We start from the raw sequence: 26,517 nt of genomic DNA on the forward strand, positions 1-26,517 counted from the left end.
ACGGCGCCCGCCCGCGCCCTCCGCACCCCTTTCCGAGGCCGCCCGTGTTCCGGTTCATCGTCCGACGCCTGTTGCAGCTGATACCGACGCTGTTCGGGCTCTCCATCCTGCTCTTCATCTGGCTTCGCCGGCTGCCCGGCGGTCCCGAGACGGCGATCCTCGGCGAGCGGGGCACGCCGGAGATGCGCGCCGAGATCCGCCGCAACCTCGGCCTCGACGAGCCGATCCTGGTCCAGTACGGGCGCTTCGTGCGCCGGATGCTGCAACTGGACCTCGGCACCTCCACGTCGACCAAGCGGGCGGTCACCACCGAGTTCCTGGAGCGGTTCCCCGGCACCGTCGAGCTGACCGTGACCGGCATGATCATCGCGATCGGCGTCGGTATCCCGCTGGGCTACCTGGCCGCGCGCAAGCGGGGCCGGATGCTGGACCACCTGTCGGTGGGCGGCTCGCTGATCGGCATCTGCATCCCGGTCTTCTTCCTGGCGTACGTGCTCAAGGCGATCTTCGCGGAGAACCTCGGCTGGTTCCCGGCCAGCGGCCGGCAGGACCCGACGATCGGCGCGACCCGGGTCACCAACTTCTTCGTCCTCGACGGGCTGATGACCCGGGAGTGGGACGCCGCCGCCGACGCGGTCTGGCACCTGGTCCTGCCGGGCCTCGCCCTGGCCAGCATCCCGCTGGCGATCATCGTCCGGATCACCCGGGCCAGCGTGCTCGAGGTGCTCAACGAGGACTTCGTCCGCACCGCCGAGGCCAAGGGCCTCACCGAGAACACGGTGCGCCGCCGGCACGTGCTGCGCAACGCGATGCTGCCGGTGGTCACCTCGATCGGCCTGCTCACCGGTGGCCTGCTCTCCGGCGCGGTGCTCACCGAGACCGTCTTCGCGTTCAGCGGCATCGGGGCCTTCGTCGCCGACTCGATCAGCCAGCGTGACTACCCGGTCCTGATGGGCTTCATCCTGATCATCGCCGTGGTGTACGTGCTGGTGAACCTGATCGTGGACCTCTCGTACAGCCTGATCGACCCGAGGGTGAGGGTGCGGTGACCGTCAACCTGGGCCGCAAGGGCGAGAAGATCGACCGGCTCGCCGAACTGGCGGCCGTCCGTGACGACGAGCGCGGGGTGAGCCTCTGGCAGGAGGCGTTCCGCCGGCTGCGGCGCAACCCGGCCGCGATCGTCGGCGCGGTGATCCTGGTGATCTTCGTACTGGTCGCGCTGGTCGGGCCGTTCTTCGTGCCGTACGGGCCGACGGACTCGATCGGCATCCGGGAGGGGCTGGTCCGCTCCGGCCAGGGCATCATCCCCGGCCCCTCCGGCGAGCACTGGCTCGGCTTCGACCACCAGGGCCGCGACGTGTTCAGCCGGATGGTCGTCGGGGCCCGGCAGACCCTGCTGGTCGGGGTGGTCTCCACCCTGATCGGGTTGGCCGTCGGCGCGGTGATCGGCGGCGTCGCCGGTGCCGCCGCCGGGCTGGGCGGCCGGTGGGGGCGCTGGATCGACAGCACCCTCATGCGCTTCGTCGACATGCTGCTGGCGCTGCCCAGCCTGCTGCTGGCGGTGAGCATCGCGGCCCTGCTCGGGGCCAGCCTGACCACCGTGATGATCGCGGTCGGCGTGGTCTCGGTGCCGGTCTTCGCCCGGTTGCTGCGCGGGTCGATGATCGCCCAGTCGAACAGCGACTACGTGCTGGCGGCCACCTCGCTGGGCGTCCGCAAGTCGAAGATCGCCCTCACCCACGTGGTGCCCAACTCGCTCGCCCCGGTGATCGTGCAGGCCACGCTGACCCTGGCCACCGCGATCATCGAGGCCGCCGCGCTCTCCTTCCTCGGCCTCGGCAACCCCGACTCACGGGTACCGGAGTGGGGGGTGATGCTCGCCGACGCGCAGCCGTACCTGGGCATCCGACCCGGACTGGCGATCTACCCGGCGGTGGGCATCATCATCACCGCGCTCGGCTTCACGCTGCTCGGCGAGGCGATGCGTGAGGCGCTCGACCCGAAGCTGCGGAAGTAGGCCGGTGCCGATGTACCCCCGGTACCGGACGGGCCGGCCGACCGGGCCGGCCCCGCAGTCGCGAACGAAAGGCCGATGATGGCACTGCTCGAAGTGGACGACCTCGCCGTCACGTTCGCCCGGCGCGGCCAGCGCGTGGTGCGCGCGGTCGACGGGGTGTCCTTCTCGGTCGACGCCGGCGAGGTGGTCGGCCTGGTCGGGGAGTCCGGCTGCGGCAAGAGCGTGACCTCCCTGGCCATCATGGGCCTGCTGCCGAGGCAACCCGGGCTGACCGTCGGCGGCCGGGCCGTCTTCGACGGCACCGACCTGCTGCGGCTCGACGACCGCTCCCGGCGGGACATCCGGGGCCGGGACGTGGCGATGATCTTCCAGGATCCGCTCTCCTCGCTGAACCCGGTCGTGCCGATCGGGTTGCAGGTGACCGAGGTGCTGCGCCGGCACCGGGGGATGAAGGGCGAGGCCGCCGCGAAGGAGGCCGCCGCCCTGCTCGACCGGGTCGGCATCCCGGACCCGCGTCGCCGCCTCAAGGAGTACCCGCACCAGCTCTCCGGCGGGATGCGGCAGCGCGCCCTGATCGCCATGGCGGTCGCCTGCCAGCCCCGGCTGCTGATCGCCGACGAGCCGACCACCGCGCTGGACGTGACGATCCAGGCGCAGATCCTGGAACTGCTCAAGGACCTGGTCCGCGACTCGGGCACCGCGCTGGTCATGATCACGCACGATCTCGGGGTGGTCGCCGGGATGTGCGACACCATCAACGTGCTCTACGGCGGGCGGGTGGTGGAGACGGCCCGTCGCCGGCCGCTGTTCCGCGAGCCCCGGCACCCGTACACGGTGGGGCTGCTCGGCTCGGTGCCCCGCCTGGACGCCGGGCGGGGCGAGCGGCTCGTCCCCATCCCGGGCTCGGTCCGGGACCTGCTGCCCTGGCCGGACGGGTGCGCCTTCGCCCCGCGCTGCGTCAACCGGATCGACGACTGCGTGGGCGCGCCGCCGGAGATGGTGCCCACCCACGACGGACGCGCCTACCGCTGCGTCAATCCGGCCCCGGCCGGCGGCACCACCACCCCCGCCGCCGCGGCCGGGTCCGCCGGCACGACCGTCGCCGCCGCTCAGGCCGGGTCCGCCGCCGCCGAGACGGCCGGCACCGCCCCGGCGGCCACCACCCCGCAGCCGGCGGCGTCGGCGGGCGCGGTGCCCGCCCCGCGCGAGGAGGAGAAGCCGTGACCGGGACCGACGTCCTCGTCGAGGTACGCGACCTGAAGGTGCACTTCCCGATCAAGCGGGGGGTGCTCTTCGACCGGACGGTCGGGCACGTGAAGGCCGTCGACGGGGTCGACCTGACCATCGTCCGGGGCCGGACGTACGGCCTGGTCGGCGAGTCCGGCTGCGGCAAGTCCACGCTCGGCCGGGCCCTGCTCCAGCTCACCCCGCCCACCAGCGGTGAGGTCACCTTCGACGGCACCGACCTGACCCGCCTGCCGGCCGGGAAGCTGCGCGCGATGCGACGCCGGATGCAGATGATCTTCCAGGACCCGATGTCGAGCCTGGACCCCCGGCAGAACGTCGAGTCGATCCTGACCGAGGGCCTGCACACCCACGGCATCGGCGGCAACCGGGACGAGCGTCGCCGGATCATCGGCGAGACCCTGGACAAGGTGGGGCTGCCCCGGTGGGCGCTGTCCCGCTACCCGCACGAGTTCTCCGGCGGCCAGCGGCAGCGGATCGGCATCGCCCGCGCCCTGGTGCTCGGGCCGGACCTGATCGTCGCCGACGAGCCGGTCTCCGCGCTGGACGTGTCGATCCAGGCGCAGGTGGTGAACCTGCTCGACGAACTCCAGGACAGCCTCGGGCTGACCTACCTGGTGATCGCGCACGACCTGGCCGTGGTCCGGCACATCTCCGACACGGTCGGCGTGATGTACCTGGGCGCGCTGGTCGAGGAGGCGCCGAGCGACCGGCTCTACACCGAGCCGCTGCACCCGTACACCCGGGCGCTGATGTCGGCGGTGCCGGTGCCGGACCCGGACGTGGAGGACCGCCGGGAGCGCATCCTGCTCGCCGGGGACCTGCCCTCACCGGCGAACCCGCCGTCCGGCTGCCGGTTCCACACCCGCTGCCCGTGGGCCCAGCCGACCCGCTGCGCCGACGAGCGGCCGGCGCTGCGCGAGATCGGCGACAGCCGGGTGGCCTGCCACTGGGCGGAACGGATCGCCAGTGGCGAACTCCGGCCGCACGACGTCCGCCCCCAGCTCACCCGCCCCGAGGGCGAGGGCGAAAACCCGTCCGTGGTCTCCGCCCCCACCGAACCAGGCTCGTACGTCTGACCGGACCGGCCGTGGCCCCGGCGGCTGTGGCCGCCGGGGGAGTCGCCCCGCCCTCCGGGCGCTGCCCCCGGCGTGAGCCGGTCAGCCCTCCGGGCGGTCGAGCAGGCCGACGGCCACGGCGTGCACCGCGTCCAGCGCGGCCGGGTCGGCCAGCGGGGCGCTGCCGCCGGTCACCGCGTACCACTCGTCGGCGTCCTTGTACTGCACCCGGACGGTGACCCGGCCGTCGGCGTACTCGGTGCGCAGGGTCAGCTCGCCGGTGACCACCCCGACCTCGTCGGTCATCACCCCACCCGGGCCGGGCACGATGTCGGTGCTCCGGCTCGGCCCGGTGGCGTCGGCGGAGCCCTCCGGGGCGGCCGGGCCGCCGGTCGGCGCCTGGCCGCTGCCGGTGGCCGCCGCCGCGTCGTCACCACCGGCGTCCGGCATCTTGTCCGGTGCCGGCGCGCCCCCGGCACCGGTCGTGGCCTGTTCCCCCATCAGCAGCCCTTCAGCATGTCGGTCAAGGCGTCCTTCTCCGCACTGGTCACCGAGAGTTCCCAGTGGTGCTTGACCTCAATCCAGTGCCCGGCGTACGTGCACCAGTATGACTGATTTGACGGCTTCCACTGGGACGGATCCTGGTCACCCTTGGACCGGTTGGAACTGGCGGAGACCGCGAACAACTGCGGCCGGTCCAGGTCGTTGGCGAAGTCCCCGCGCTTCGAGTCGTCCCACTCGTCGGCCCCGGAACGCCACGCGTTTGCCAACGGGACCATGTGGTCGATGTCCACCTGGGAGGGGTCGGTGAAGCTCCGGCCGTCGTAGACGCTCTCCCAGCTACCGCCGACCACGTTGCAGTCGGAGAGCTGGATGTTGCTGCCGTCGCGCTGGAGCACGGTGTCCCGGACGTCGCAGTTCTTGCCGGTCTTGCGCCAGTGCGGGAACCGGTTGCGGCTGTAGCCCTTCATCGCACCGGCGCTGGCCACGGTCAGCTCGCCGAGCATCGTCGTGGCGTTGCCACCACCGCCGGCCGGTGTCGACGGGCCGGCTCCCGGCTCCTCCAGTTCGACGCAGCCGCTCAGGGCGAGCAGCACGCTCGCCGCGACGGCCACCACCACACGGGATCCTGATCTGAAAGGCACGGACGACACCCCTTTAGCTTGCCGGGCTCCTGGCGAACCCGCACAGTACCCGGCGTGTGATTCGCCGCCGGAGTTGGCGATCCGTCCCGCGTGGCCGGATCGCGACGTGGGGTACTTTCGGCGTTTCCCGTCGTCGGGCCGCCCGGCCCGGCCAGATTGGTACCCATGACCCGATCCGCGCCCGCGCTGCGCCTCGCCGAACCCGCCGGCCGGGGCACGCTGCTCGCGGCGGTGCTCGCCTCCGGGATGGTCTTCCTGGACAGCACCGTCGTCAACGTCGCGCTGCCCCGGCTCGGCGCGGACCTCGGCGCGACCGTCGCCGATCTCCAGTGGACGATCAACGGGTACCTGCTGGTGCTCGCCGCCTTCGTGCTGCTGGGCGGGGCCCTCGGCGACCGGTTCGGCCGGCGCCGGATCTTCCTGCTCGGGGTGGTCTCGTTCAGTGTCGCCTCGGTCGCCTGCGGCCTCGCCCAGGGCACCGGCTGGCTCATCGTCGCCCGCTTCCTCCAGGGGGCCGGGGGCGCGTTGCTCACCCCGGGCTCGCTCTCCGTGCTCCAGGCCAGCTTCCACCCCGACGACCGGGGGAAGGCGATCGGCGCCTGGTCCGGGCTGGCCGGGGTCTCCACCGCCCTCGGCCCGCTGATCGGCGGCTGGCTGATCGACTCGCTGTCCTGGCGGTGGATCTTCTTCATCAACCTGCCGGTGGCGGTGCTCGTGATCCTCGCCGCGCTGCGCTGGGTGCCGGAGAGCCGGGACGAGAACGTGTCCCGGGCCGGTGGTCGGGGAGCCGGGCACCGGCGGTTCGACGTCACCGGCGCGGTGCTCGGCGCACTGGCCCTGGGCGGCGTGACGTACGCGCTGATCGACGCCCCGGTCCGCGGCTTCGCCTCGTGGGCGATCCTGGGGTCGGTACTGGTCGGCGTCCTCGCCGCCGGAGCCTTCGTGGTGGTGGAACGGCGCCGGGGCGACGCCGCGATGCTGCCCACCGGGCTGTTCCACAGCCGGCTCTTCTCGGCGCTGAACGTCTTCACCGTGGTGGTGTACGCCGCGCTCGGCGGGTTCACCTTCTTCCTCGCCGTCTACCTGCAGAACGTGGTGGGCTGGTCGGCCCTGCTGACCGGGCTGTCGACCCTGCCGCTGACCGTGCTGCTGCTGGTCGGCTCGCCCAAGGCGGGGGCGTTGTCGCAGCGGATCGGCCCCCGGCTGCCGCTGACCGTCGGGCCGGTGGTCGCGGCGGTCGGGCTGCTCCTGCTGCGCCCGGTCGGGCCCGGCGCCTCGTACTGGACGGACGTGCTGCCCGGGGTGACCCTCTTCGGAGCCGGGCTGACGCTGGTCGTCGCGCCGCTGACCGCCTCGGTGCTCGCCGCCGTGGCCGACCGGTACGCGGGGGTGGCGAGCGGGTTCAACAACGCCGCCGCCCGCGCCGGGGGCCTGCTCGCGGTGGCCGCGCTACCGCTGCTGGTCGGGCTGCGGGGCACCGGGTACGACCAGCGCGCCGAGCTGACCACCGCCTACCGGGGAGCCTTGCTCTGGTGCGCCGCCCTCCTCCTGGCCGGCGCCGCCCTGGCCGCCCTCCTCGTTCACCGTCCCCCCACCGCGAAGGAAGGGCCCCCTCTTAACACTCAGCGGTGAGAGGGGAACCCTTCTCTACCGTATGCGTTAAGAGGGGGCCCTTCCTTGCACCTCAGGCGTGGGCGCGGTTGACGGCGCTGGTGACCGCCTTCACCGAGGCGGTGACGATGTTCGCGTCGGTGCCGACGCCCCAGACGGTACGGCCGTCCACCTCGCACTCGACGTACGCGGCGGCGTGCGCGTCCCCGCCGGAGGAGAGCGCGTGCTCGTGGTAGTCGAGCACCCGTACCGCCACGCCGACCGCCTGGAGCGCGTTGACGTACGCGTCGATCGGGCCGTTGCCGACGGCGGTGAGCGAGCGGCGCTCGCCGCCCACCCCGACCTCGGCGCTGATCTCCACCTTTCCGTCGGCGGTGCCGATGGTGTAGTCGGCCAGCGCGACGGTGGGGGAGACCTGGTGGTCGACCAGGTAGTTGCGGGCGAAGATGTCCCACATGGTGTTCGGGTCGACCTCACCACCGGCGTGGTCGGTGACCTGCTGGACCACCCCGGAGAACTCGATCTGGAGCCGGCGCGGCAGGTCGAGCTGGTGCTCGGTCTTCATGATGTACGCGACGCCGCCCTTGCCGGACTGCGAGTTGACCCGGATCACCGCCTCGTAGCTGCGGCCCAGGTCCTTCGGGTCGATCGGCAGGTACGGCACCGCCCAGGTGACGTCGTCGACCGGGGTGCCGGCCGCCGCCGCGTCGGCGTTCAGCGCGGCGAAGCCCTTGTTGATGGCGTCCTGGTGGGAGCCGGAGAAGGCGGTGTAGACCAGGTCACCGGCGTACGGGTGCCGCTCGTGCACGGGGAGCTGGTTGCAGTACTCGACGGCCCGCTTGATCTCGTCGATGTCGGAGAAGTCGATCTGCGGGTCGACGCCCTGGGAGAACAGGTTCAGCCCGAGGGTGACCAGGTCGACGTTGCCGGTGCGCTCGCCGTTGCCGAACAGGCAGCCCTCGATCCGGTCCGCGCCGGCCAGCAGGCCCAGCTCGGCGGCGGCCACGCCGGTGCCCCGGTCGTTGTGCGGGTGCAGGCTCAGCACCAGGCTCTCCCGCCGGGGCAGGTGCCGGTGCATCCACTCGATCGAGTCGGCGTACACGTTCGGGGTGGCCATCTCGACGGTGGCCGGCAGGTTGATGATCAGCTTGCGGTCCGGGGTGGGGTCGATGACCTCGATGACCTTGGCGCAGACCTCCAGCGCGTACTCCAGTTCGGTGCCGGTGTACGACTCGGGGGAGTACTCGTAGTGGATCTCGGTGTCCGGGGTGTGGATCTCGGCGTACTTCTGGCACAGCCGGGCCCCGGTGGTGGCGATGTCGGTGATGCCGTCGCGGTCCAGGCCGAAGACCACCCGCCGCTGGAGCGTGGAGGTGGAGTTGTAGAAGTGCACGATCGCCCGGCGCGCGCCGCGCAGCGACTCGAAGGTGCGTTCGATCAGGTGCTCGCGGCACTGGGTGAGCACCTGGATGGTGACGTCTTCGGGGATCAGGTCCTGCTCGATGAGCTGCCGGACGAAGTCGAAGTCGGTCTGGCTGGCCGACGGGAACCCGACCTCGATCTCCTTGTACCCCATCTGCACCAGAAGCTGGAACATCCGGCGCTTGCGCTCGGGGGACATCGGGTCGATCAGGGCCTGGTTGCCGTCGCGCAGGTCGACCGCGCACCAGCGGGGCGCGACCTCCGTGCGCCGGGTCGGCCACTGCCGGTCCGGCAGGTCGATCCGGAACTGCTGGTGGTACGGCTGGTACCGGGTGTACGGCATCCGGCTGGGGCGCTGCCGGGCGATCGGATCGGTGTCGGTGTGCGCGGCGATCGGATCGGTGTCGGCGCGGCCGGCGGATTGAGCCATGGTGGAACGCTCCTGGTGAAGATCATGTGACGTCAGCGTCGGTGGTTCGGCACGGGTGCCGAGGGCGGGGACCTGGGCGGCCCCGCGAGGACGGATCGGCTGGTCGGCGCGCGTCAACTCCGCGACGAGGTGCCGGCCGGTGAGGCCTCGCCGCGGCAACGAAGAAGGAGGCTCGCCTGCCACATGACAGTCGTGACCCTACGTGATCAGGGTGGGCTCCGGTAGCCCGGTCCGGAATTTGGGACGCATGTCCCATTCGGCGGCTTCGGTGCGGTGGTCCGGCAGCTCAGCACAGCAGGAGGTCGTCGAGGGGGCGCCGGTGGCGCAGCGCCGTCTCCCGGCGGAGCAGGTCCTCGGGGAGGCTGAACGGGTCACCCAGCCGGCCGACCGCCACCACCGCGTGCGGGCGTACCCCGTCCGGCAGGTCCAGGTCGGCGACCAGCCCGGCGTGGTCGACGTCGACGAGTTGGTGGACGTAGAGCCCGAGCGCGGTCGCCTGCACGGTCAGGTGGGCCACCGCCTGCCCGAGGTCGTACGGGCCGGCCGGCGGGTCGGTGAGGTGGGCGGCGAGCAGCAGCACGGCGGCGTGCCGGGCCCACCGCTGGTCCCGGGCGGGCAGGTTGGCGAGGATCCGTTTGCACGTCTCGTCGTCGCGCCGCCCCACCGCGAACCGCCAGGGCTGCGCGTTCCCGTGGGACGGGGCCCAGCGGGCGGCCTCCAGCAGCGAGGAGACCTCGGCGCCGGAGAGTTCCGCCACCGGGTCGAACGCCCGGGGGCTCCAGCGGACGGCGAGCAGCGGTGTGAGGTCGACCATGCCACCGAGCCTCCCCTATGCCGCATTTCAGGCGCAAAACGGGCAGGGCGGATGTGAAGAAAACCACCCGTAACGCCCAGAAGGGTCAGGACGTTCCCGCGCCCCCGAGCACGGGGGTGACCGTCGAGCCCGCCTCCGGTCCCGCCACCGCCAGCGGCTCCCCGTCGATGACCGGGCCGGCCAACTGCACCGTGGCGGGCGCCGGGCCGGGCGGGCCGGCCAGCGTCAACGTGCCGGTGGCGGTCCGAACCGCGGTGAGCGTCCCGTCCCGGTCGTAGCAGTAGATCCCCACGTCGAGCGGCGGGGTCAGGGCCGCCGTGGTCGACTCGACCGAGAAGCACGCGCCGCTCGCCCCGGCGGCCCCGTCCGGTGGCCGCGCCGGTGAGACCGCCAGCGGTGCCCGCCGGTCGGTGAGCACCGCCAGCCAGTCGGTGAACGGGTGCTGCACCCGGGGATCGAGCCGGTACGGCACGGTGCCGTCCCGGTCGCCGAGGCGGACGCAGCCCGCCGCCCGCCCGGCCGACGGCAGGACGCACTGGTACAGCCCGTCCGTGGTGGCGGTGAGCGAGACGTCCACGGTGCCGCCCAGCGCCCCGCCGGCGACGTCCACCCGCCAGGTGCCGTCGTCGGCGCTGGTCACCACGACCACCCGGTCCGGCAGTCCCGGGCTGCGCAGCGTGTACCGGGCGGTGAGGTGCCGGTCCTGGGCCGTCGCCGCCAACGCGGCCAACTCGTCGCGGGCCGCGTCCAACCCCTGCGGGGTCGGCACCGGGGAGGGGGGCGGTGGGGCCGGTGGCCGGTCGGACGCGCAACCGGCGACCCCGAGCGACAGCACCAGGGCCAGCGGACCGGTCATCCGGCGTACCGGGGACAGACGGGCGGACACCGGCCCATTCTGCGGCCCGGCCCCGGCGGGGTGGGCCCCGGCCCGGCCCCGACGACCCGGCGTGTCGCGCGGGTCACGTCGCCCGGTGGATTCCCCGGTCGACGCGGCGTTTCCGCCGGCCGGACGCGGTCCGCCCGCCGGCTGTCCGGGCCGGATGGTGGGATCACCCGACCCGGCGTCGCAGGCCGCCCGATACCCTGATGGCGTCCGACCCACGCCGCCGGCCCACATCCCGGCGGCGTCGGCACGCTCAGGGACGCTGGGAGGGAGAGCACCGTCGTGGCACTCGTGGTGCAGAAGTACGGCGGGTCCTCCGTCGCCAATGCGGAGCGGATCAAGCGGGTGGCGGAGCGGATCGTGGCCGCCCGCAAGGCCGGTGACGACGTCGTGGTGGTGGTCTCCGCCATGGGCGACACCACCGACGAGCTGCTCGACCTGGCCAACCAGGTCAGCCCGCTGCCGCCCGGCCGCGAGCTGGACATGCTGCTCACCGCCGGGGAGCGGATCTCCATGGCGCTGCTCGCCATGGCCATCCACAACCTGGGGTACGAGGCGCGGTCGTTCACCGGCTCGCAGGCCGGCGTGATCACCACCTCGGTGCACGGTCGGGCCCGGATCATCGACGTCACGCCCGGGCGGCTCAAGGGCGCGCTGGACGAGGGCGCGGTGGTCATCGTCGCCGGCTTCCAGGGCGTCTCGCAGGACACCAAGGACGTCACCACCCTGGGCCGGGGCGGCTCGGACACCACCGCCGTGGCGCTCGCCGCGGCGCTGCACGCCGACGTCTGCGAGATCTACACCGACGTGGACGGCGTCTTCACCGCCGACCCGCGGATCGTGCCCAACGCCCGGCACATCAAGCACATCACCTACGAGGAGATGCTGGAACTGGCGGCCTGCGGCGCGAAGGTGCTGCACCTGCGCAGCGTGGAGTACGCGCGCCGGGCGGGGTTGCCGATCCACGTCCGTTCGTCATACTCGACCAACACCGGCACGATGGTCACCGGATCGATGGAGGACCTTCCTGTGGAGCAAGCACTGATCACCGGGGTCGCCCACGACCGCAGCGAGGCGAAGATCACAATCGTCGGGGTGCCGGACGAGCCGGGCGCCGCCGCGCAGATCTTCGACACCGTCGCCGGTGCCGAGATCAACATCGACATGATCGTGCAGAACGTGTCGACCGAGGGCACCGGGCGCACCGACATCTCGTTCACCCTGCCCAAGGCCGACGGCCCGACCGCGATGGCCGCGCTGAGCAAGATCCAGGAGCAGGTCAAGTTCAAGGGCCTGCTCTACGACGACCACGTCGGCAAGGTGTCGCTGATCGGCGCCGGGATGCGGTCGCACCCGGGCGTCGCGGCCGGCTTCTTCGCCGCCCTCGGCACCGCCGGGGTGAACATCGAGATGATCTCCACCTCGGAGATCCGGGTCTCCGTGGTCTGCCGGGACACCGACCTCGACAAGGCCGTCCGCGCCATCCACGAGGCCTTCGACCTGGGCGGCGACACCGAGGCCGTGGTGTACGCGGGGACCGGGCGGTAACCGACGGTGCGGGCGCTGCCCACCCTGGCCGTGGTCGGGGCGACCGGTGCCGTCGGTACCGTGATGTGCCAACTGCTCTCCGCCCGCCGCAACGTGTGGGGCGAGATCCGGCTCTTCGCCTCCGAACGCTCGGTCGGCCGGCGGGTGCGCTGCCGGGGCGAGGAGTTGACCGTCCAGGCCCTCACCCCGGAGGCCTTCGACGGCGTCGACGTGGCGATGTTCGACGTGCCGGACGAGGTCTCCGCCGAGTGGGCCCCGATCGCCGTCGCCCGGGGCGCGGTGGTGGTGGACAACTCCGCCGCGTTCCGGATGGACCGGGACGTCCCGCTGGTGGTGCCCGAGGTCAACCCGGACCAGGTACGCCACCGGCCCCGGGGCATCCTCGCCAACGGCAACTGCACCACCCTCGCGATGATCGTGGCGATCGCCCCGCTGCACCGCGAGTACGGGCTGCGTGAGCTGGTCCTCGCGTCCTACCAGGCGGCGTCCGGGGCCGGGCAGGTCGGGGCGGACGCCCTGCACGCCCAACTCGGCAAGGTCGCCGGGGACCGGATGCTCGGCTCCCGCCCCGGCGACGTCCGGCAGGCGGTCGGCGACGAACTGGGCCCGTTCCCCGCCCCGCTGGCGCTCAACGTGGTGCCCTGGGCCGGCGGTCTCGCCGACGACGGCTGGTCCTCCGACGAGGTCGACCTGCGCAACGAGACCCGCAAGATCCTCGGCCTGCCCGACCTGAAGGTCTCCGCCACCTGCGTCCGGGTGCCGGTGGTGACCGGTCACTCGGTGGCGGTGCACGCCGTCTTCGCCACCGAGGTCGACGCCGAGGAGGCCCGCGAGGTGCTCCGCAACGCCCCCGGCGTGATCATGGTGGACGACCCCGCCACCGGCGAGTTTCCGATGCCGATCGACGCCGTCGGCACCGACCCGACGTGGGTCGGGCGGCTCCGCCGCGCCCTGGACGACCCGCGCGCCCTCGACTTCTTCATCACCGGCGACAACCTGCGCAAGGGCGCCGCCCTCAACACCACCCAGATCGCCGAACTGGTAGCCAAAGAACTAACCCCCCGCTGACCCCCGGCTCTCTCCTGCCCCCCGCCCCGGGCCCCGCCCCGCCCCTCGCGCGATCTTGCACTTTGCGCCCTGGTTATGTCCCGAAAGCGCCTTTTGCCTGGGCGGCAACTGCAAGATCGTGGGGATGCGGGTGCGCAGGGACGCGGGTGTGTGTGGAAATCCCATGAGTGTTACTTCCCATGGGGTGGTCGAGCGTTGTTTGTCGCCGCAATTATGTGTTTCCGTATTGTGTCGCGCGAACCTGATCGTAGGCGGCGGGTCCCGAGCCGCCACGCGCATCGCCGCGATGAGTTGTTGCATCGAGACACGCCGATTGTTGAGTGGGGTGGCCGCCCTGCCAACTCGCCCGGTGACTGGGGCTGATGGGTGCACGTAGACATGCGTCACTTCCTGGCGAGCGGCCGATGGAGGTCCCGGGCCGCTCCCGGCGCGCGTTCGGTCGCCGCCCGAGGTGGAAATGAGAGGGCGTCGCGGGGTGGCCCGAATGGACGATGCGGGTCGACCGAAAGCGTCAAGAATTATGCGGTACGTCTGCGTTCGGTGGCGGGCGGCTGGTCTTTGTCGCTGCGTTCGGGAACCCCTATGGGCTAATTGCTTGGCCCGTACGGGCAGTCTAGGGCCTTGGCCCTGATCGTGCTTGCCGGGTGTGGTCGGGCTCGGGTGCCGCCGGGCCGCCCGGATGCGCGGTGTGCGTGTTCACGTGATTGCTCTGCGTGAAAAATCTTTCCATTCATTCCTGATGAATGCCTATATATGGGTCATTAACCACGTGGAAGGCGAGTGGAAGTTGCACCGACTCGCGTCTGTGCGTCGATGTGTTTCAGAGCGTTGCAGGACGTGCTGCGTGGTTGAGATACCCGTCGCTATCGGCGAACCTGTAGCCGACTCGGCCGTTGTCCGGCCGGATGCGCGATGCACGGCTTTCTCGTGTCGGGAAGGCCGCCGGGTTGCTGCCTGCTGGTCCGGGTGAATTCGGAGTGACGCGCATTGGAGACCCCCCGTTGCAGCGGGGGGTTTCCGTATTTGCGACAGCATTTAATTCGCCATTTCCGTGAGCGCCACGAAACATGACGTACGTACGGTTTCGTGGAGGGCGCGGCATTGACGGCGACCCCTTGCGGTACCCGGCGGCGCACCCGACGTTTCACTCTGGTGCAGTAGCTGCGCGGGTGGCATCTGTGCCTGATGATGGTCGGGTGTCGCGGATCTGCTTCTGGCTGCAACCAGGAAACGACACGTGGTTCCGCTGGGACGGAACCACCGCTTGACACATCCCCCGACCTTCCTGGAAGGCCCGGACCAGCAGGACGAGCGAAGGATCCCCTTCGCCGGCACAGACGGGGCGGCTCTCGCCCCGACCGGTGGTGACCGCGACGACGGTCGCTGTCCCGAGAAGAAGAGGAACAATGCAGGCTTTCCCCTCCCTCGGCCCCGACAACGGGCCGACCGTGACATGCGGGCCGCACGAGCCACGGCGGCAGCCCCGGCCCTGGCTGCCCGGGGTCATCGTGGTCATCATCGTCACCGCGGCGTCGGCGGCGCTGCTCACGGCAGGTCTGCCGATGGACCAGGCGCTGTTCGCCGCCGCCGCGCTGGTCCTGCTCTCGGGCGAGGTGGCGCGACGGATCGTCGGTACGGCAGGGGCCCTGCCCACGGTGGTGGTGACGGCGGCGGTGGCGGCGTGCGCGGGCCTGCTCCTCCACACCGGGCGGTCGCTGACCGAGGTGGTGGTCGCCGTCGGCCTCACCGGCGTGCTCGCCGGTGAGGTCGCCACCCGGCTGCTCGGCTTCCCGCGCCCCCGGTGGGGGGTGTAGCGCCGGTGACTTCTCGCCGGTGCGGGCCGCCCGTTCGTCTGGCGGACGGCGGCCGGCACCGGCGAGAACGGCGCGCGACCCGATGCCGACCGTGCTGACCGACGTACCTGCCGGCGACAGTGCCGTGCCCTCGACCGGCGGAAGTCCCAGTCCCTACCTCGACGAGCTGCTGCGGCGGCTGAAGCTGGCCTACCGTCAGGCCGGCAACCCGTCGTACCGGACCATCATCCGGACCACCGCCATCGCCATCTCCACCTCGACGATCAGTCGTACCTTCAACGCGAAGACGCCGCCCAAGTGGGAGAACCTCACCGAGTTGCTGCTCGCGCTCGGGGTCGCCCGGGAGGAGATCGAGACCACCTGGCACCGGCTCTGGATGTCCGCGGTCAACGAGGTGAACCCGTTGACGAAGGACGACAAGGCTGCCGGTGAACTGCTGCCCGCCGGGCGTCGACCGAAGGACGTGGTGGCCTGCCCGCGGTGTGGATCCTGGGTTGCGGACATGCTCCTGCACCGCAGGTGGCACGGCCTCGCCTCGCCCGACGTGCCCTCGGCTGACCTGCCACCGGCCACGGTGGCGCCCCGACGCCGTCGATGACCGCCGGAGACGAGGGGGTTCAGGTGGCCGGGGCGAGGTGGACGGCGTCGCGGCCGGTGCGTTTGACGGTGTAGAGGGCTTGGTCGGCGCGGCGGAGCGTGGCCTCGGGGGACTCGCGGGGCTCGGCGACCGCGACCCCGACGCTGATCGTCTGACCGGTACGGCGGGCCGCCTCGGCCAACCGTTCGCCGATCCGGACCGCCTCGGCGGGGCGGTTGACCTCGATCACCGCCACGAACTCGTCGCCGCCGACCCGGAACAACTCGTCGCCCTGGCGCAGTGCCTCCTGCAGGGCGCGGGCCAGTCCGACCAGCAGTCGGTCACCGGCCTGGTGGCCGTACGTGTCGTTGACGCTCTTGAAGCCGTCCACGTCGATCGCCAGCAGGGCGGTACGGCCCGGGGTGGCGGTGGCGATCCGTTGGCCGAACGGGCCGGTGTGCCGCAGCCCGGTCAGCGGGTCGGAGTTGGCCTGCTCGGAGAGTTGGGCCAGGGTACGGAGCCGGTCCAGGCAGGTCCACGCCTGCCCGGCGAGCAGCTCCATCAGGCTGACCGTGGTGGGGTCGGGGCTGAGCAGCCGCTCGTCGGCGACCAGCAGTACGCCACCGGTGTCCGGCGAACCGACCGGCACCACGACCAGGGTGCGTACCCCGGCGCGGGCCAGCGGTGCGTAGTCCACGGTCGGCGGGTGCCCCGCCTCGCCCAGCGTGTACGCCGCGCCGTGACGGTGCGCCCGACCGATCATCCGGCCGAGCGCCGGCGTACCCGCCTCGGCCAGCTCGGCGCGGAGGCGGTGCTCCAGCTCGCCCGGGGTGCGGGTGGGCGCGCCGAGCCGGGGTCCGTCCCGGCCGCCGAGGACCAGGACGGCCGCGGCGAGGGTGGAGACGTCCCGGGCCGCGCCGATCGCCGCGGTCATCAGCTCCCAGTCGGTCTGCGCGGCGGTCATCGCGGCGGCGTGCCGGAGCAGCTTCTCGCTGCGGCTCTCCGCCGGTGGGCCGCCGAGGGCCACGATCCGGGCGCCGAGCCGGTTGGCCAGCCGCTCGGCGGTCTCCCGCCACGGGCCCAGCTCCACCGGGTCCGACCACTGGAGGTCGAGCACGCCGATCGGCCGGCCCGCCGGGTCGAGCACCGGTACGCAGATCTCGGCCGTCACGTCCGGGCGCAGCGGCAGGTAGTCGGGGTCGTCGGCGACCTGCGCGACGGTGGCCCCGACCCCGGAGGCGTAGACCCGGCCGACGATGCCGGCCTTCGGCGGCACGGTGGAGAAGACGTGCCAGGAGCCGGTGGCCGCGATGCAGCGGAGCCGGTCGTGCACCTGGAGCAGGACGGAGATGGTGGCCGGGGCGTACCGGGCGAGCGCGTCGACGGTCCACTGGCACGCCTCGACGGCGGTCGACGCCATCGGCAGGCGGACCGTGACGTCACGGATGACCCGGTTGTGATCCAATCGCACGTCGTTCCAGGTAGAGGGGCGCCCGGCGGGGGTGCCGGGCCAGGTCAAGGGTACTCAGCGCCGGGCGGTCACCTCCCGTCGTACACATGTTCCATCCACAGGCTGTGGACGGGCGGCCGGGCTGGTCGCGGCTGGTCCGTCCGGGGCCGGGCCGGCGGCGGCCGGCCGGTCGGGGCCGGGCGCTGAACCGTCGGTGCGGCGATCTGCACGGCGGCGGGTCGCCGACCGTTCGTGCCGGCCGGCTCGACGTTCGGTGATCTCCTGCTCAGCCCGGCAGGTCCAGTTGCCGACGCGGGCCCGGCACGGTCCACAAGAGACGACACACGTCGGTAACCTCAGTCGCCCACGCCTCGGGCGTGGGGCGGACCGGCCGGGCAGTGGCCGGTCGTCATTCATCATCCGTGGGGGAATCGCGTGAGGAAGTTGCTGGGCTTCGCCCTGGCCACCGCCGTCGGGATCGGGGCGGCGGTGGCCGCCGCCGGACCGGCCCAGGCCGCCCCGCCGGCCATCGAGATCACCAGGGTGTACGTCAACGCGCCGGGCTCCGACACCCGGGCGAACAAGAGCGTGAACGGTGAGTACGTCAAGCTGACCAACCGGCGCTCCAGCACCATCAGCCTGAAGTCCTGGACGGTCCGGGACAAGGCCAACCACGTTTACAAGTTCGGTGACGTCAAGCTGAAGCCCAAGGCCAGCCTCTACCTGCACAGCGGGAAGGGCACGAACACCTCGACCAAGCGGTACTGGGGTTCCGGCTGGCACATCTGGAACAACACCGGGGACACCGCGTACCTGCGCAACTCCTCCGGGAAGCTGATCGACTCCTGCTCCTGGGGCAAGGTCAGCAGCTACAGGAACTGCTGAGGTGCCCGCTCTTCGGCGCCGGCCCCGGTCCCGGGGGTCGGCGCCGAAGGCGCGTCCGGGCCGTGGCCGGGGGCGGGTCAGCGGTCCCGGTTCGGGTTCCGGCGGAAGAAGGCCGAGTAGAGGTCCGTCAGGATGATCGCTCCGCCGAGCCCGGCCCAGGCGTACGGGAACCAGCCCATCCGCTCGCCGAGTCCGAGGAACGCGACCCACTCGGAGTGCAGGAAGAAGTTCAACCCGAACGCGATCACGCCGAGCCCCACGAGGGCCCCGATCACCGCGCCGGTCCGGCTCGGCGGCCCGGACCGTCGCCGCATCGGCCACCCGTGGTCGTACCCCGGCCGGTCGTCGTGCCCCGAGCGCGTGTCGACGGACCGGTGGTCGACGGGCCCGTGATCGGCGACCCTGTGGTCGAGGTGATCGGCGATCCGGGGGCTCGGGTCGGTGCCCCGGAACCCTCCGGCCGACTCGCGGAACCGCCCCGCCGACTCCCGGAGTCCGGTGGCCGACTCGCGGAGCCGCCGGATCCGAGCGGCCCAGCCCACCTCCTCGATTGGGCTGGTGATCCGGGCCCCGCCGACCTCCTCGATCGTGGACGGTCGGTCGTCGAGATGGTGGCGCACCCTGCGCAGTCCGCGCAGCGCCCGCGCGCCGACGAAGCCGACGATCAGCAACCAGAGCAGGCCGAAGGTCGAGAAGCCGTTGTCGAGCAGGTTGACGCCGCCGGCGATCAGCATCACGGTGGCCACCACCACCATCAGCACGGCCTGTGACCTGCTCGGCGGCACTCCTCGCGACGACATGGCGCCGACGGTACCCCGGGTCGTCCAGGGTCATCCCAGGTCGGAGCGGTCGGGCTCGAAGGTGGCGGCCAGGTGGAACCGGTCCACGCCGAGGAGGCGTACCCCGGCCATGCGCTGGACCCGGTCCCAGAGCGGCCCCCGCCCGACGCTGCCCCCGCCGGCCGCCAGCGCGGCGGCGTGCGCCTCGACGGAACTCCACTCGGCGTAGTTGAGCACCTGGGTGCCGTCCGTGCTGACGTGGAAGAAGCCGCCGATGCCACCCGCCGCCGGGTCGCTGGCGTCGAGGGCGGCGAGCACGGCGTCCACCCAGGCCCGCGCGTGGGTCTCGTCCTCGGTCTGGACCCGCACCGTGACCAGCGCGCCGGGCCGGGGCGCCGGCTGTGCCCGCCGACCCTGGTAGAGCCGGTACCGGATCAGCTCCAGCCGTTCGATGCCCGGTACCGCCGCGTCGATGTGGTCCACCCGCTGCTGTCGGCTGTCGGCGACGAACGCGTGGTACGCGGCCTCGTCCCGCCAGAGGGTGTAGTGCCGGAGGGTGTCCCCGTCGGTGCCCGGGAAGACGCTGTACGACAGCAGCCCGGCCGGCCCCGGCCGGTCGGCGTACGCCTCGACGATCGCGTCCACCGCAGCCTGTTGCCGCTGCGGGGTGCCCACCCGCCAGACACTGGCGAGGATCATTCCGGCATCCGGCCGGGCCGGATCCGGCCAGGCGTCGGTGCGCCGCATCGTCGGCGAATCGGGCCGCTGCGGCGGGTGGGACGGTGCGCTGCTCATCGCTGCTCCCCAGGCGTGACGGAGGGTGACCCGGCCGACGCTAGGCGCTCAACCGCGGTTGAGGTCAAACCCGTCGATCCGGAGAGCGGGACACCAACACCTGGGGGACCGGCCGGCACGGTGCGGCGGGGCGCGCCGGGTCGACCGGTCGGACGCGTCACGCCGACCGGTCGGGCACGGCGGGTCAGCCGGCGCGGGTCAGCCGGGCCGTCTCGGTGCCCTGGCCGTCGACCAGGACCAGCACCCCGTCGGCCAGGCCGACCCGCCGGGCGTCGTCGAGCCAGCTCGCCACCGGCACGTTCGCGCAGCCGATCAGGGTGGTCGGCCCGGTGACGGCGAGGAACGCGCCCGCCGGCCCGAGCACCCAGCGGCCGGCCTGGCCGTTGCAGCCGTCCGAGCCGCGCCACTCACCATCGGCGCGCAGCTCGACGTACGCCGCCCGGGGGCCACCCAGGGCCCCGCTGGCCGGCACCCACCGGCCCAGCACGCCGTCCCGGCCGGGTACGACGAGCGTCCCCGGAAGCCGGGCGGCCGGGTCCAGTCGCCGCCGCGCCTCGTCGGTCACCACCGGCGGCTCGGTGTCGGCCGGGGGGAGGTACGGCCCGGCGGTGGGCCGGGCACCGGGCTGGAGCCGGGCCACCACCTGCTCCTGCTCGTCGACGAGGACCCGGGCGTCGCCGTCGCTGCGGAAGCCGGTGGCCCGGGACAGCCACCCGGGGGTGACCGGATCCGCGCCGGTGCAGCCCCGGTCGCCGTCGAGGCTGCTGAGGTACGCGACGAAGAGCCCGTCCGGGTGCGCCCGCCACTGGCCGCGCCGGACGCAGTCCGCGACGAGCGTCAGGCCGTCCGGGGCGAGCCGCAGGACGCTGCCGGCAGCCCCCTCGACCCCGGCCACGGTCCACGACCCGATCAGCCCGGTCGGCTCGCCGACCGCCCACCCGACCGGGCCGCCGGGCGGCGCGTCACCGGGCGTGTCCTCGCCACCATCCGTGCTGAGGCAGCCGGTGAGCAGCAGCCCCAACACGGCCAGCACGCCCACGATCCGTGCGCTGGGTCGCATCCTGTCCTCCGATCCCCGTGTTCACCCCTGCTTGGACGCCGTGCCGGCACCGACGGTTCCCGGCCGACCCCGCTGGGTGAGCCGGCCACCGTGCCGGGCGGGCCGCAGACCGTGCCGGGCGGGCCGCAGACCGTGTCGGGCGGGCCGTCCCGGTCGGGCGGGGGCGGTCAGCGGTCGGGGCTGTCGGCGGCGGCCATCACCCGCAGGGCGTTGGCGTCCAGGCCGATCCGGATCGGCGTGCGACCGCACAACTCGCCGTCCACCTCGACCCGCGCCGGTCGGTCGGTCTCCACCCACAGCTCGCCGACGGCCAGGAACGGATCGTCGCCGAGGGTGCGCCGGTGGCCGGTCACCGCGTTGCGCGCCGTCTCCCGGAGCAGGCCACGCCGGGTCGGGCCACCCACCGGGTACGCGACCAGCAGCCGGTCGTCGGCGTCGGCGTCGGCGGTGATCGGCCGCCCGGCCTGGAACCCGCCGTTGGCCACGAAGAGCTGGTGGGTGACGAACTCGTACTCCTGACCGGCCGCGCGCACGGTGGCCCGCATCGGGCGGTGCCGGGACAGCAGGGCCAGGGCGGTCGCCGGGTACGCCAGCCGCCCGGTGGCCCGCTTCAGCCGGTGCGGGGTGTGCCGCATGATGTCGGCGGAGAGCCCGATGCCGACGTGGTTGGCGAACGGCATGTCACCGGCGAGCCCCAGGTCGACATCGATGACCTTCCCGTGGGTGAGCACGTCGACCGCCCCGTCCAGGTCGATCGGCACCCCGACGGTCCGGGCGAAGTTGTTGGTGGTGCCCAGCGGCAGCAGGCCCAACGCCATGTCGGCGTGGGCGAGCAGCCGGGCGGCGGCGCTGAGCGTACCGTCGCCACCGCCCGCGACCAGGAGGTCCGGCCCCAGGTCGACCGCTGCGGCGAGGCTGCGTTCCAGCTCGCCCGGCCGGTCCACCGGGTACGTGCCGAGCAGGTCGAAACTGGCCGCCAGCAGCCGTGACCGGGCCTGCTCGTAGAGCCGGCGACCGCGCCGGGACCGGGCGTTGATGACCAGTGCCGCCCGTCGGTGCCGCCGGATCGCCGCGCTCAGCTCCTGCTTGGTCCGCATGGCCTCCGACCCTAGCGGGGAGAGGTGAAGACCCGGTTCGGGCCGGTGGTCCACCGCCGGTCGCGGGGCGGCCCGTCGTCGGATACCCGTCCCTCGTGGCGTGCCCTTGGTCACGGCGCCGCCGGACGCATCGGCTACGAGCACGTTAAATGTCTTTCCGCCCGGCGGAAAACGCCAGCCGGGTGTCACCCCCTCGTGGGATCGTGTCGGGTGGCCGTGGGGCCGTGGGGGCCGGCGCCCCGGCGGAACGGGGCCGACGACCGAACAGGAAACGGGCAGCCGCGCACGGTGTGGTGCGCGGCCCAGCGGCGTTTCCCGTCGCCTGATCAGGAGATTCCGTGAGCAGTCAACCCGTGGCAGTGTCGGATCGGCTCGACGCTGCCGTACTCAAGGTCGCCGGGGTCGTCGTCCTCGGCGCGATCATGTCGATCCTCGACGTGACCGTGGTCAGCGTGGCGCTGCCCACCTTCCAGTCCGACTTCGACGCCTCGTACGCCCAGGTCGCCTGGACGATGACCGGTTACACGTTGGCCCTGGCCACGGTGATCCCGCTGACCGGCTGGGCGGCGGACCGGTTCGGCACGAAACGGCTCTACATGGCCGCGCTGGTGCTCTTCACCCTCGGCTCCGGCCTCTGCGCCACCGCCGACTCGATCGGCCAGCTCATCACGTACCGGGTGTTGCAGGGGCTCGGCGGCGGCATGCTGATGCCGCTCGGCATGACCATCATGACCCGGGCGGCCGGCCCGGAGCGGATCGGCCGGTTGATGGCCGTCCTGGGCATCCCGATGCTGCTGGGCCCGATCGGCGGCCCGATCCTCGGCGGCTGGCTGATCGACATCGCGAGCTGGCACTGGATCTTCCTGATCAACCTGCCGATCGGCGTCGTCTCGCTGGTCTACGCGCAGAAGGCGCTGCCGAAGGACGCCCCGGAGCCGTCCGAGTCGTTCGACTTCGTCGGCATGCTGATGCTCTCCCCGGGCCTGGCCCTCTTCCTGTACGGCGTCTCCACGCTGCCCGAGACCGGTACCTTCGTCGACACCAAGGTCTGGCTGCCGATGCTCGTCGGCGGGCTGCTGGTCGTCGGCTTCGTGCTCTACTCGTTCACGCCGAAGCACCCGCTGCTCGACCTGCGCCTGCTGCGCAGCCGCAACCTCACCGTGGCGTCGGTGACGCTGGCCGTCTTCACGGTCGCGTTCATGGGCGCCGGCCTGCTCTTCCCGAGCTACTTCCTCCAGGTACGCGGTGAGTCGACGCTCGACGCCGGCCTGCTGATGGCCCCGCAGGGCATCGGCGCGATGGTCACCATGCCGATCGCCGGGATGCTCGCCGACAAGATCCCGGTCGGCCGGACCGTACCCTTCGCCATCGCCCTGATGGCGGCCGGTTTCTTCGCCTTCACCCAGGTCGGCACCGACACGTCGTACCTGCTGCTGTGCGGGGCGCTGTTCGTGATGGGGCTCGGCATGGGCGGCACGATGATGCCGATCATGACCTCGGCGCTGAAGACGCTCACCAACCACGAGGTCGCCCGGGGCACCACCCTGCTGAACATCCTCCAGCAGGTGGCCGGCGCCGTCGGTGCGGCGATCATGTCGGTGATCCTGACCAACGAGCTGAACGGCTCGCCGGCGATCCCCGGCATGGTCGACCCGCGCACCGGCGCGCCGGTCACCGAGGCCGGCCTGGCGATCGCCGTCGAGCGCGATCCGGCGCTGGCCCAGCAGCTCCCGGTGGAGCCGGGCCTGCTGCAACGGGGCCTGGAGTTCGTGGCCGACTCGTTCGCCACGACGTTCCTGGTCGCCTTCGTGCTCATCCTGGTGACCTTCGTGCCGGCCTTCCTGCTGCCCCGCAAGCGCCAGGAGTCCCACCTGCTCGACGACGAGGCGGGCGGCGACGGTGAGCGCCCGGCCGCCCCGGTGCTGATCCACTGACCCACCCGCACCCACCAACGGGGTACGCGCCTGTCGCGCGTACCCCGTTGCCGTGTCCGGGCGGGTCACGCCGGAGGTCAGGCCGCGCCGATGGCGGTGGCCAACCCGAGCAGGCCGGCCGGTGCGGCCCCGCTGCGGGTGACCGTGGTGACCAGGTCCCGGGCCACCGGACGGACCCGGACCTCGGCGGGAGCGATCCGGTCCGCCTCGACCAGCAGGCGACCGGCGGCGGAGGGGTCACCGGAGTCCAGGTACGCGCGGGCGACGTCGAGCAGGTGGGCCGCCCGGTGCTCGACGGGTAGGCGCTGCCAGGCATTCCGGCCCGTTGCCCGCTCGTACCGGTCGACGGCGTCGCCGGGGGCACCGAGAAGCGCGGCGGCGGTGGTCCGAGCCAGCTCGACGGCGGTCGGCCCGAAGCCCGTCCACTGGTGGTCGTGACCGTCGCCGACCAGTCGAGCCAGCTCGGCGGCTTGTTCGAGCAGGTCGGCGACGCCGTCGGGCTCCGGGCAGTCGGCGGCGGCGAGGGCCGCCTCGACGAGCAGCGTCCCGCACACCGACAGCTCCACCGGGGCGGCCTGCCCCAACATCGGCGGTGCGGCCCGGTCTGCGGCGGCGAGCGTCGCCGCCAAGGCCAGCCGGGGACGATCGAGGGTACGCAGGGCCGCTCCGAGCGGCACCGTGGCGGCGGCTGTCAGCAGGGGGTCACCACCGGCAGCGTTGACGGCCCGGTCGGCGGCGAGCCAGCCGAGATCCGCCTCGCCGAGCTTCACCAGCACCTGCGCGGTGATCCGGTACGCCTGTACCAGCAGACCCGTGGTCGGGTCGGCATCGCCCGCGTACCGGTGGCGGGCGGCGCCGAGAAGATCCGGCAGGAGCCGGAGCACCTGCGGGTACCGGGCGTGCTGATAGGCCAGCCAGGCATGCTCGACCTGCCGTGCCACGGCGTCGGCCGACGGCACCAGCCGGCCGCCGGGTCGGCTCGGGGCGGCGTCGCGGATGGCGAGAGCCGCCCGCACCCCCTCGACGCCGTCTGTCGCGGCGGCGGTGACCGGCGGTGGGGTGCCCTGACCGAGCAGCGTCACCGGGTCGACACGCAGGACCTCGGCGACCTCGTTCAGGACCGATACCTTGTCGAGGGCGCGCACGCCGCGTTCGACCTTGTCCACCCAGCTCTTCGACTTGCCGAGCCGGTCGGCCAGCACCTGCTGTGTCATCCGGCGGCGCACCCGCCACTGCGCCATCCGGCGGCCTATCGGCAGTTCGCCGCCGGGCGGCTGATCATCGCTGGCCACGGCGTCCCCGCCGGTCCGGCACGGCCCGGGTGGTCTCCTCGACCGGTATCCGCTCCGCCTCGGCCAGCGCGAGGATTCGCTGCCTGGCTGCCTCCCGCTCGGCTTCCTGGATCCGCTCACCCAAGGTCCGTACCGGGTCCTTGTCCTTCTTACCCATCGCCGACTCCTGTCCGATCTTCCGTCTGCCGCTGTCCGGTATGAGCCGTGAGCGACCTGCTGTTACGTTTGCGGATGCGCCGGGTGGCTGACGAGTGTCATCTATGAGGACAGGACGTTGTCCCCTTCCTGCCACCCCGACCGGGGCGCGATACTCGGGGACATGGCGAGCGGTGGCGCACCCGACGACCCTCGACCTGCCTGGGCGCGGCGCTTGCGAGCCGAGAGACAGGCCCGAGGCTGGTCCCAAGGGGACGCCGTTCGTGCGCTGGAGAGTCACGCCGACAAGCCCCTCCCGTCTGCGGCGAGCCTCCTACGGAACTGGAAGAGGTGGGAGACGGGCGAGGTCGAGCCGGACAACTTCTACAAGCCGCTCATCGCTCGGACCTTCGGCACCGTGAGCGCCGCCATGTTTCCCCGCCCGGGAAACCGGGACGCCGACACCGGACTGGTGTCCGGCGGCGGCCTGGACACACTTGAACTCGTGTCGCGACTACGCGTCTCGGACGTCTCCACGACGACGCTCGAAGCGCTGCGCATCACGGCCGACCGGCTCTGCTCCCAGTACCCGTACCTCGCCCCCGGCCAGCTCGCCGTCGAAGGGCATGCCTGGCTGCGGCGGATCGGTAGCCTGCTCGACCGGCGGCTGACCCTCGCACAGCACCGGGAGGTGCTCTCCCTGGCGGGCACGGTGTCCCTACTCGTCGGGTGCGTCGAGTACGACATGGGCCGGCGACAGGAGGCCAAGGCGACCCGTCGGGCGGCGCTCTCGCTGGGTCAGGAGGCCGGCGACGTCGACGTGGTCGGCTGGGCGTACGAAATGGCCGCCTGGTTCGCCATCACGCAGGGCGACTACCGTGGTGTCGTCGCCGCTGCCGAGGCCGGTGAACGGGCTGCCCCCGGGCGTAGCGTGACCGTTCAGCTAGCCGCCCAGCGGGCGAAGGCGTGGGCGCGGATCGGGGATCGTCGGGAGATGGAGAAAGCCCTCGACCATGGCCGCGCCATCCTTGAGACGCTGCCGTACCCGGAGGACGTCGACCACCACTTCGTGGTCGACCCGGCCAAGTTCGACTTCTACGCGATGGACTGCTACCGACTGGCCGGTGAGAACGACCGAGCAGTCGTGTACGCCGACGAGGTCATCCGCTCGTCCACCGATCTCGACGGCACGCTGCGCAAGCCGATGCGGATCGCCGAAGCGGAGATTACCCTCGCCGTCGTCGCTGCCCGGCAGGGTGACGTCGAGCGAGCGGTGGCTCTGGGGCGACGGGCGATCTCCGGCGAACGGAAATCCCTGCCATCCCTGCTGATGGTCTCCGGTGAGCTGAGCAGGGTGCTTTCGGCCGACTATTCGGACGTGTCGACGTCGGCGGACTTCCTGGAAGAGCTGCGTGCCCTCGGAACGGGCAGCGTCGACCTGTAGCGCCTCTTCCCTTG

General features: G+C 72.4%; 24 protein-coding genes. 12 read left to right on the top strand and 12 right to left on the bottom strand.

Annotation, left to right across the window (positions count from 1 at the left end):
- Positions 1-44 precede the first annotated feature (44 nt).
- From ACQUFX_RS27880 to ACQUFX_RS27895, 4 genes are all read left to right on the top strand, one after another.
- Positions 45-1,049 carry an ABC transporter permease gene (locus ACQUFX_RS27880; RefSeq protein ID WP_067374021.1) on the top strand — a complete coding sequence of 335 codons (1,005 nt, stop codon included), beginning with the start codon at positions 45-47 and terminating at the stop codon, positions 1,047-1,049.
- Positions 1,046-2,017, top strand: coding sequence for an ABC transporter permease (locus ACQUFX_RS27885; RefSeq protein WP_067374018.1), 972 nt, complete (start codon positions 1,046-1,048; stop codon positions 2,015-2,017). The genes ACQUFX_RS27880 and ACQUFX_RS27885 overlap by 4 nt, the downstream gene beginning before the upstream one ends.
- A gap of 78 nt (positions 2,018-2,095) precedes the next feature.
- Positions 2,096-3,241, top strand: a complete 1,146-nt coding sequence (locus ACQUFX_RS27890) for an ABC transporter ATP-binding protein (protein WP_428967103.1) — start codon at positions 2,096-2,098, stop codon at positions 3,239-3,241.
- Positions 3,238-4,341, top strand: coding sequence for an ABC transporter ATP-binding protein (locus tag ACQUFX_RS27895; protein WP_428963183.1), 1,104 nt, complete (start codon positions 3,238-3,240; stop codon positions 4,339-4,341). The genes ACQUFX_RS27890 and ACQUFX_RS27895 overlap by 4 nt, the downstream gene beginning before the upstream one ends.
- Before the next feature lie 81 nt (positions 4,342-4,422).
- On the opposite strand, the gene ACQUFX_RS27900 is transcribed toward ACQUFX_RS27895, so the two are convergent.
- Together ACQUFX_RS27900 and ACQUFX_RS27905 are read right to left on the bottom strand one after the other, a co-directional pair.
- On the bottom strand, positions 4,423-4,821 hold the full coding sequence (locus ACQUFX_RS27900; RefSeq protein ID WP_428963184.1) for a hypothetical protein: 399 nt from the start codon (positions 4,819-4,821) through the stop codon (positions 4,423-4,425).
- Positions 4,821-5,465 (bottom strand): HNH endonuclease family protein, encoded by a 645-nt coding sequence (locus tag ACQUFX_RS27905; protein ID WP_428963185.1) that lies wholly within the window; start codon positions 5,463-5,465, stop codon positions 4,821-4,823. Before ACQUFX_RS27905 ends, ACQUFX_RS27900 begins: the two co-directional genes overlap by 1 nt.
- A 165-nt stretch (positions 5,466-5,630) precedes the next feature.
- On the opposite strand from ACQUFX_RS27905, the gene ACQUFX_RS27910 reads away from it, so the two are divergent.
- Positions 5,631-7,097, top strand: coding sequence for a DHA2 family efflux MFS transporter permease subunit (locus ACQUFX_RS27910; protein WP_428963186.1), 1,467 nt, complete (start codon positions 5,631-5,633; stop codon positions 7,095-7,097).
- 52 nt (positions 7,098-7,149) lie between these two features.
- On the opposite strand, the gene leuA is transcribed toward ACQUFX_RS27910, so the two are convergent.
- The 3 genes from leuA to ACQUFX_RS27925 all read right to left on the bottom strand — a co-directional run bounded on the left by leuA (position 7,150) and on the right by ACQUFX_RS27925 (position 10,628).
- Positions 7,150-8,928, bottom strand: a complete 1,779-nt coding sequence (leuA, locus tag ACQUFX_RS27915; protein ID WP_428963187.1) for a 2-isopropylmalate synthase — start codon at positions 8,926-8,928, stop codon at positions 7,150-7,152.
- Positions 8,929-9,214: 286 nt separating this feature from the next.
- The gene (locus tag ACQUFX_RS27920) at positions 9,215-9,742 is read right to left on the bottom strand and encodes a nitroreductase family protein (protein WP_428963188.1); all 528 of its coding nucleotides are present in this window, start codon (positions 9,740-9,742) and stop codon (positions 9,215-9,217) included.
- 85 nt (positions 9,743-9,827) lie between these two features.
- A complete protein-coding gene (locus ACQUFX_RS27925) occupies positions 9,828-10,628 on the bottom strand; it encodes a hypothetical protein (RefSeq protein ID WP_428963189.1) in 801 nt (266 codons plus the stop codon).
- A gap of 279 nt (positions 10,629-10,907) precedes the next feature.
- On the opposite strand from ACQUFX_RS27925, the gene ACQUFX_RS27930 reads away from it, so the two are divergent.
- From ACQUFX_RS27930 to ACQUFX_RS27945, 4 genes are all read left to right on the top strand, one after another.
- Positions 10,908-12,173 carry an aspartate kinase gene (locus ACQUFX_RS27930; protein ID WP_067370821.1) on the top strand — a complete coding sequence of 422 codons (1,266 nt, stop codon included), beginning with the start codon at positions 10,908-10,910 and terminating at the stop codon, positions 12,171-12,173.
- A 6-nt stretch (positions 12,174-12,179) separates the two neighbouring features.
- Positions 12,180-13,241: an aspartate-semialdehyde dehydrogenase gene (locus tag ACQUFX_RS27935; RefSeq protein ID WP_428963190.1), complete on the top strand. Its 1,062-nt coding sequence runs from the start codon at positions 12,180-12,182 to the stop codon at positions 13,239-13,241.
- A gap of 1,406 nt (positions 13,242-14,647) precedes the next feature.
- Complete coding sequence (locus ACQUFX_RS27940; RefSeq protein ID WP_428963191.1) at positions 14,648-15,055, top strand: hypothetical protein; 408 nt, start codon at positions 14,648-14,650, stop codon at positions 15,053-15,055.
- Between the two features lie 82 nt (positions 15,056-15,137).
- Positions 15,138-15,653 carry a hypothetical protein gene (locus tag ACQUFX_RS27945; protein ID WP_428963192.1) on the top strand — a complete coding sequence of 172 codons (516 nt, stop codon included), beginning with the start codon at positions 15,138-15,140 and terminating at the stop codon, positions 15,651-15,653.
- A 19-nt stretch (positions 15,654-15,672) separates the two neighbouring features.
- Here the strand turns inward: ACQUFX_RS27945 and ACQUFX_RS27950 are convergent, their stop codons facing one another.
- On the bottom strand, positions 15,673-17,097 hold the full coding sequence (locus tag ACQUFX_RS27950; protein ID WP_428967104.1) for a GGDEF domain-containing protein: 1,425 nt from the start codon (positions 17,095-17,097) through the stop codon (positions 15,673-15,675).
- 420 nt (positions 17,098-17,517) lie between these two features.
- On the opposite strand from ACQUFX_RS27950, the gene ACQUFX_RS27955 reads away from it, so the two are divergent.
- The gene (locus tag ACQUFX_RS27955; RefSeq protein ID WP_428963193.1) at positions 17,518-17,967 is read left to right on the top strand and encodes a lamin tail domain-containing protein; all 450 of its coding nucleotides are present in this window, start codon (positions 17,518-17,520) and stop codon (positions 17,965-17,967) included.
- A 77-nt stretch (positions 17,968-18,044) separates the two neighbouring features.
- Here ACQUFX_RS27955 and ACQUFX_RS27960 read toward each other — a convergent pair whose 3' ends face one another.
- From ACQUFX_RS27960 to ACQUFX_RS27975, 4 genes are all read right to left on the bottom strand, one after another.
- Positions 18,045-18,767, bottom strand: coding sequence for a hypothetical protein (locus ACQUFX_RS27960; RefSeq protein ID WP_428963194.1), 723 nt, complete (start codon positions 18,765-18,767; stop codon positions 18,045-18,047).
- 30 nt (positions 18,768-18,797) lie between these two features.
- Positions 18,798-19,541 (bottom strand): hypothetical protein, encoded by a 744-nt coding sequence (locus ACQUFX_RS27965; protein WP_428963195.1) that lies wholly within the window; start codon positions 19,539-19,541, stop codon positions 18,798-18,800.
- A 184-nt stretch (positions 19,542-19,725) separates the two neighbouring features.
- The gene (locus ACQUFX_RS27970; RefSeq protein ID WP_428963196.1) at positions 19,726-20,601 is read right to left on the bottom strand and encodes an META domain-containing protein; all 876 of its coding nucleotides are present in this window, start codon (positions 20,599-20,601) and stop codon (positions 19,726-19,728) included.
- A 167-nt stretch (positions 20,602-20,768) separates the two neighbouring features.
- A complete protein-coding gene (locus ACQUFX_RS27975) occupies positions 20,769-21,698 on the bottom strand; it encodes a diacylglycerol/lipid kinase family protein (protein WP_428963197.1) in 930 nt (309 codons plus the stop codon).
- Positions 21,699-22,036: 338 nt separating this feature from the next.
- Between ACQUFX_RS27975 and ACQUFX_RS27980 the strand changes: the two genes are divergently transcribed.
- Positions 22,037-23,632 carry a DHA2 family efflux MFS transporter permease subunit gene (locus ACQUFX_RS27980; protein WP_428963198.1) on the top strand — a complete coding sequence of 532 codons (1,596 nt, stop codon included), beginning with the start codon at positions 22,037-22,039 and terminating at the stop codon, positions 23,630-23,632.
- 77 nt (positions 23,633-23,709) lie between these two features.
- Here ACQUFX_RS27980 and ACQUFX_RS27985 read toward each other — a convergent pair whose 3' ends face one another.
- Both ACQUFX_RS27985 and ACQUFX_RS27990 read right to left on the bottom strand, forming a co-directional pair.
- Entirely contained in the window at positions 23,710-24,924 is a 1,215-nt protein-coding gene (locus ACQUFX_RS27985) for a helix-turn-helix domain-containing protein (protein ID WP_428963199.1), read from the bottom strand.
- Positions 24,911-25,081, bottom strand: a complete 171-nt coding sequence (locus tag ACQUFX_RS27990; RefSeq protein ID WP_428963200.1) for a hypothetical protein — start codon at positions 25,079-25,081, stop codon at positions 24,911-24,913. The genes ACQUFX_RS27985 and ACQUFX_RS27990 overlap by 14 nt, the downstream gene beginning before the upstream one ends.
- A 396-nt stretch (positions 25,082-25,477) precedes the next feature.
- Between ACQUFX_RS27990 and ACQUFX_RS27995 the strand changes: the two genes are divergently transcribed.
- The gene (locus ACQUFX_RS27995; protein WP_428963201.1) at positions 25,478-26,503 is read left to right on the top strand and encodes an XRE family transcriptional regulator; all 1,026 of its coding nucleotides are present in this window, start codon (positions 25,478-25,480) and stop codon (positions 26,501-26,503) included.
- The last annotated feature ends 14 nt before the right edge of the window (positions 26,504-26,517 follow it).

It is taken from the genome of Micromonospora fluostatini (assembly GCF_050410825.1).
In the GTDB taxonomy this organism is placed as follows: Bacteria; Actinomycetota; Actinomycetes; order Mycobacteriales; family Micromonosporaceae; genus Micromonospora; species Micromonospora rosaria.

Bases quoted from the DNA above. Each gene is read 5' to 3' on its own strand.
- ACQUFX_RS27890 (WP_428967103.1), top strand. From the start codon at position 2,096: ATGGCACTGCTCGAAGTGGACGACCTCGCCGTCACGTTCGCCCGGCGC.
- ACQUFX_RS27910 (WP_428963186.1), top strand. From the start codon at position 5,631: ATGACCCGATCCGCGCCCGCGCTGCGCCTCGCCGAACCCGCCGGCCGG.
- ACQUFX_RS27990 (WP_428963200.1), bottom strand. From the start codon at position 25,081: ATGGGTAAGAAGGACAAGGACCCGGTACGGACCTTGGGTGAGCGGATC.
- ACQUFX_RS27900 (WP_428963184.1), bottom strand. From the start codon at position 4,821: ATGGGGGAACAGGCCACGACCGGTGCCGGGGGCGCGCCGGCACCGGAC.
- ACQUFX_RS27970 (WP_428963196.1), bottom strand. From the start codon at position 20,601: ATGCGACCCAGCGCACGGATCGTGGGCGTGCTGGCCGTGTTGGGGCTG.
- ACQUFX_RS27975 (WP_428963197.1), bottom strand. From the start codon at position 21,698: ATGCGGACCAAGCAGGAGCTGAGCGCGGCGATCCGGCGGCACCGACGG.
- ACQUFX_RS27920 (WP_428963188.1), bottom strand. From the start codon at position 9,742: ATGGTCGACCTCACACCGCTGCTCGCCGTCCGCTGGAGCCCCCGGGCG.
- leuA (WP_428963187.1), bottom strand. From the start codon at position 8,928: ATGGCTCAATCCGCCGGCCGCGCCGACACCGATCCGATCGCCGCGCAC.
- ACQUFX_RS27945 (WP_428963192.1), top strand. From the start codon at position 15,138: ATGCCGACCGTGCTGACCGACGTACCTGCCGGCGACAGTGCCGTGCCC.
- ACQUFX_RS27960 (WP_428963194.1), bottom strand. From the start codon at position 18,767: ATGTCGTCGCGAGGAGTGCCGCCGAGCAGGTCACAGGCCGTGCTGATG.
- ACQUFX_RS27940 (WP_428963191.1), top strand. From the start codon at position 14,648: ATGCAGGCTTTCCCCTCCCTCGGCCCCGACAACGGGCCGACCGTGACA.
- ACQUFX_RS27965 (WP_428963195.1), bottom strand. From the start codon at position 19,541: ATGAGCAGCGCACCGTCCCACCCGCCGCAGCGGCCCGATTCGCCGACG.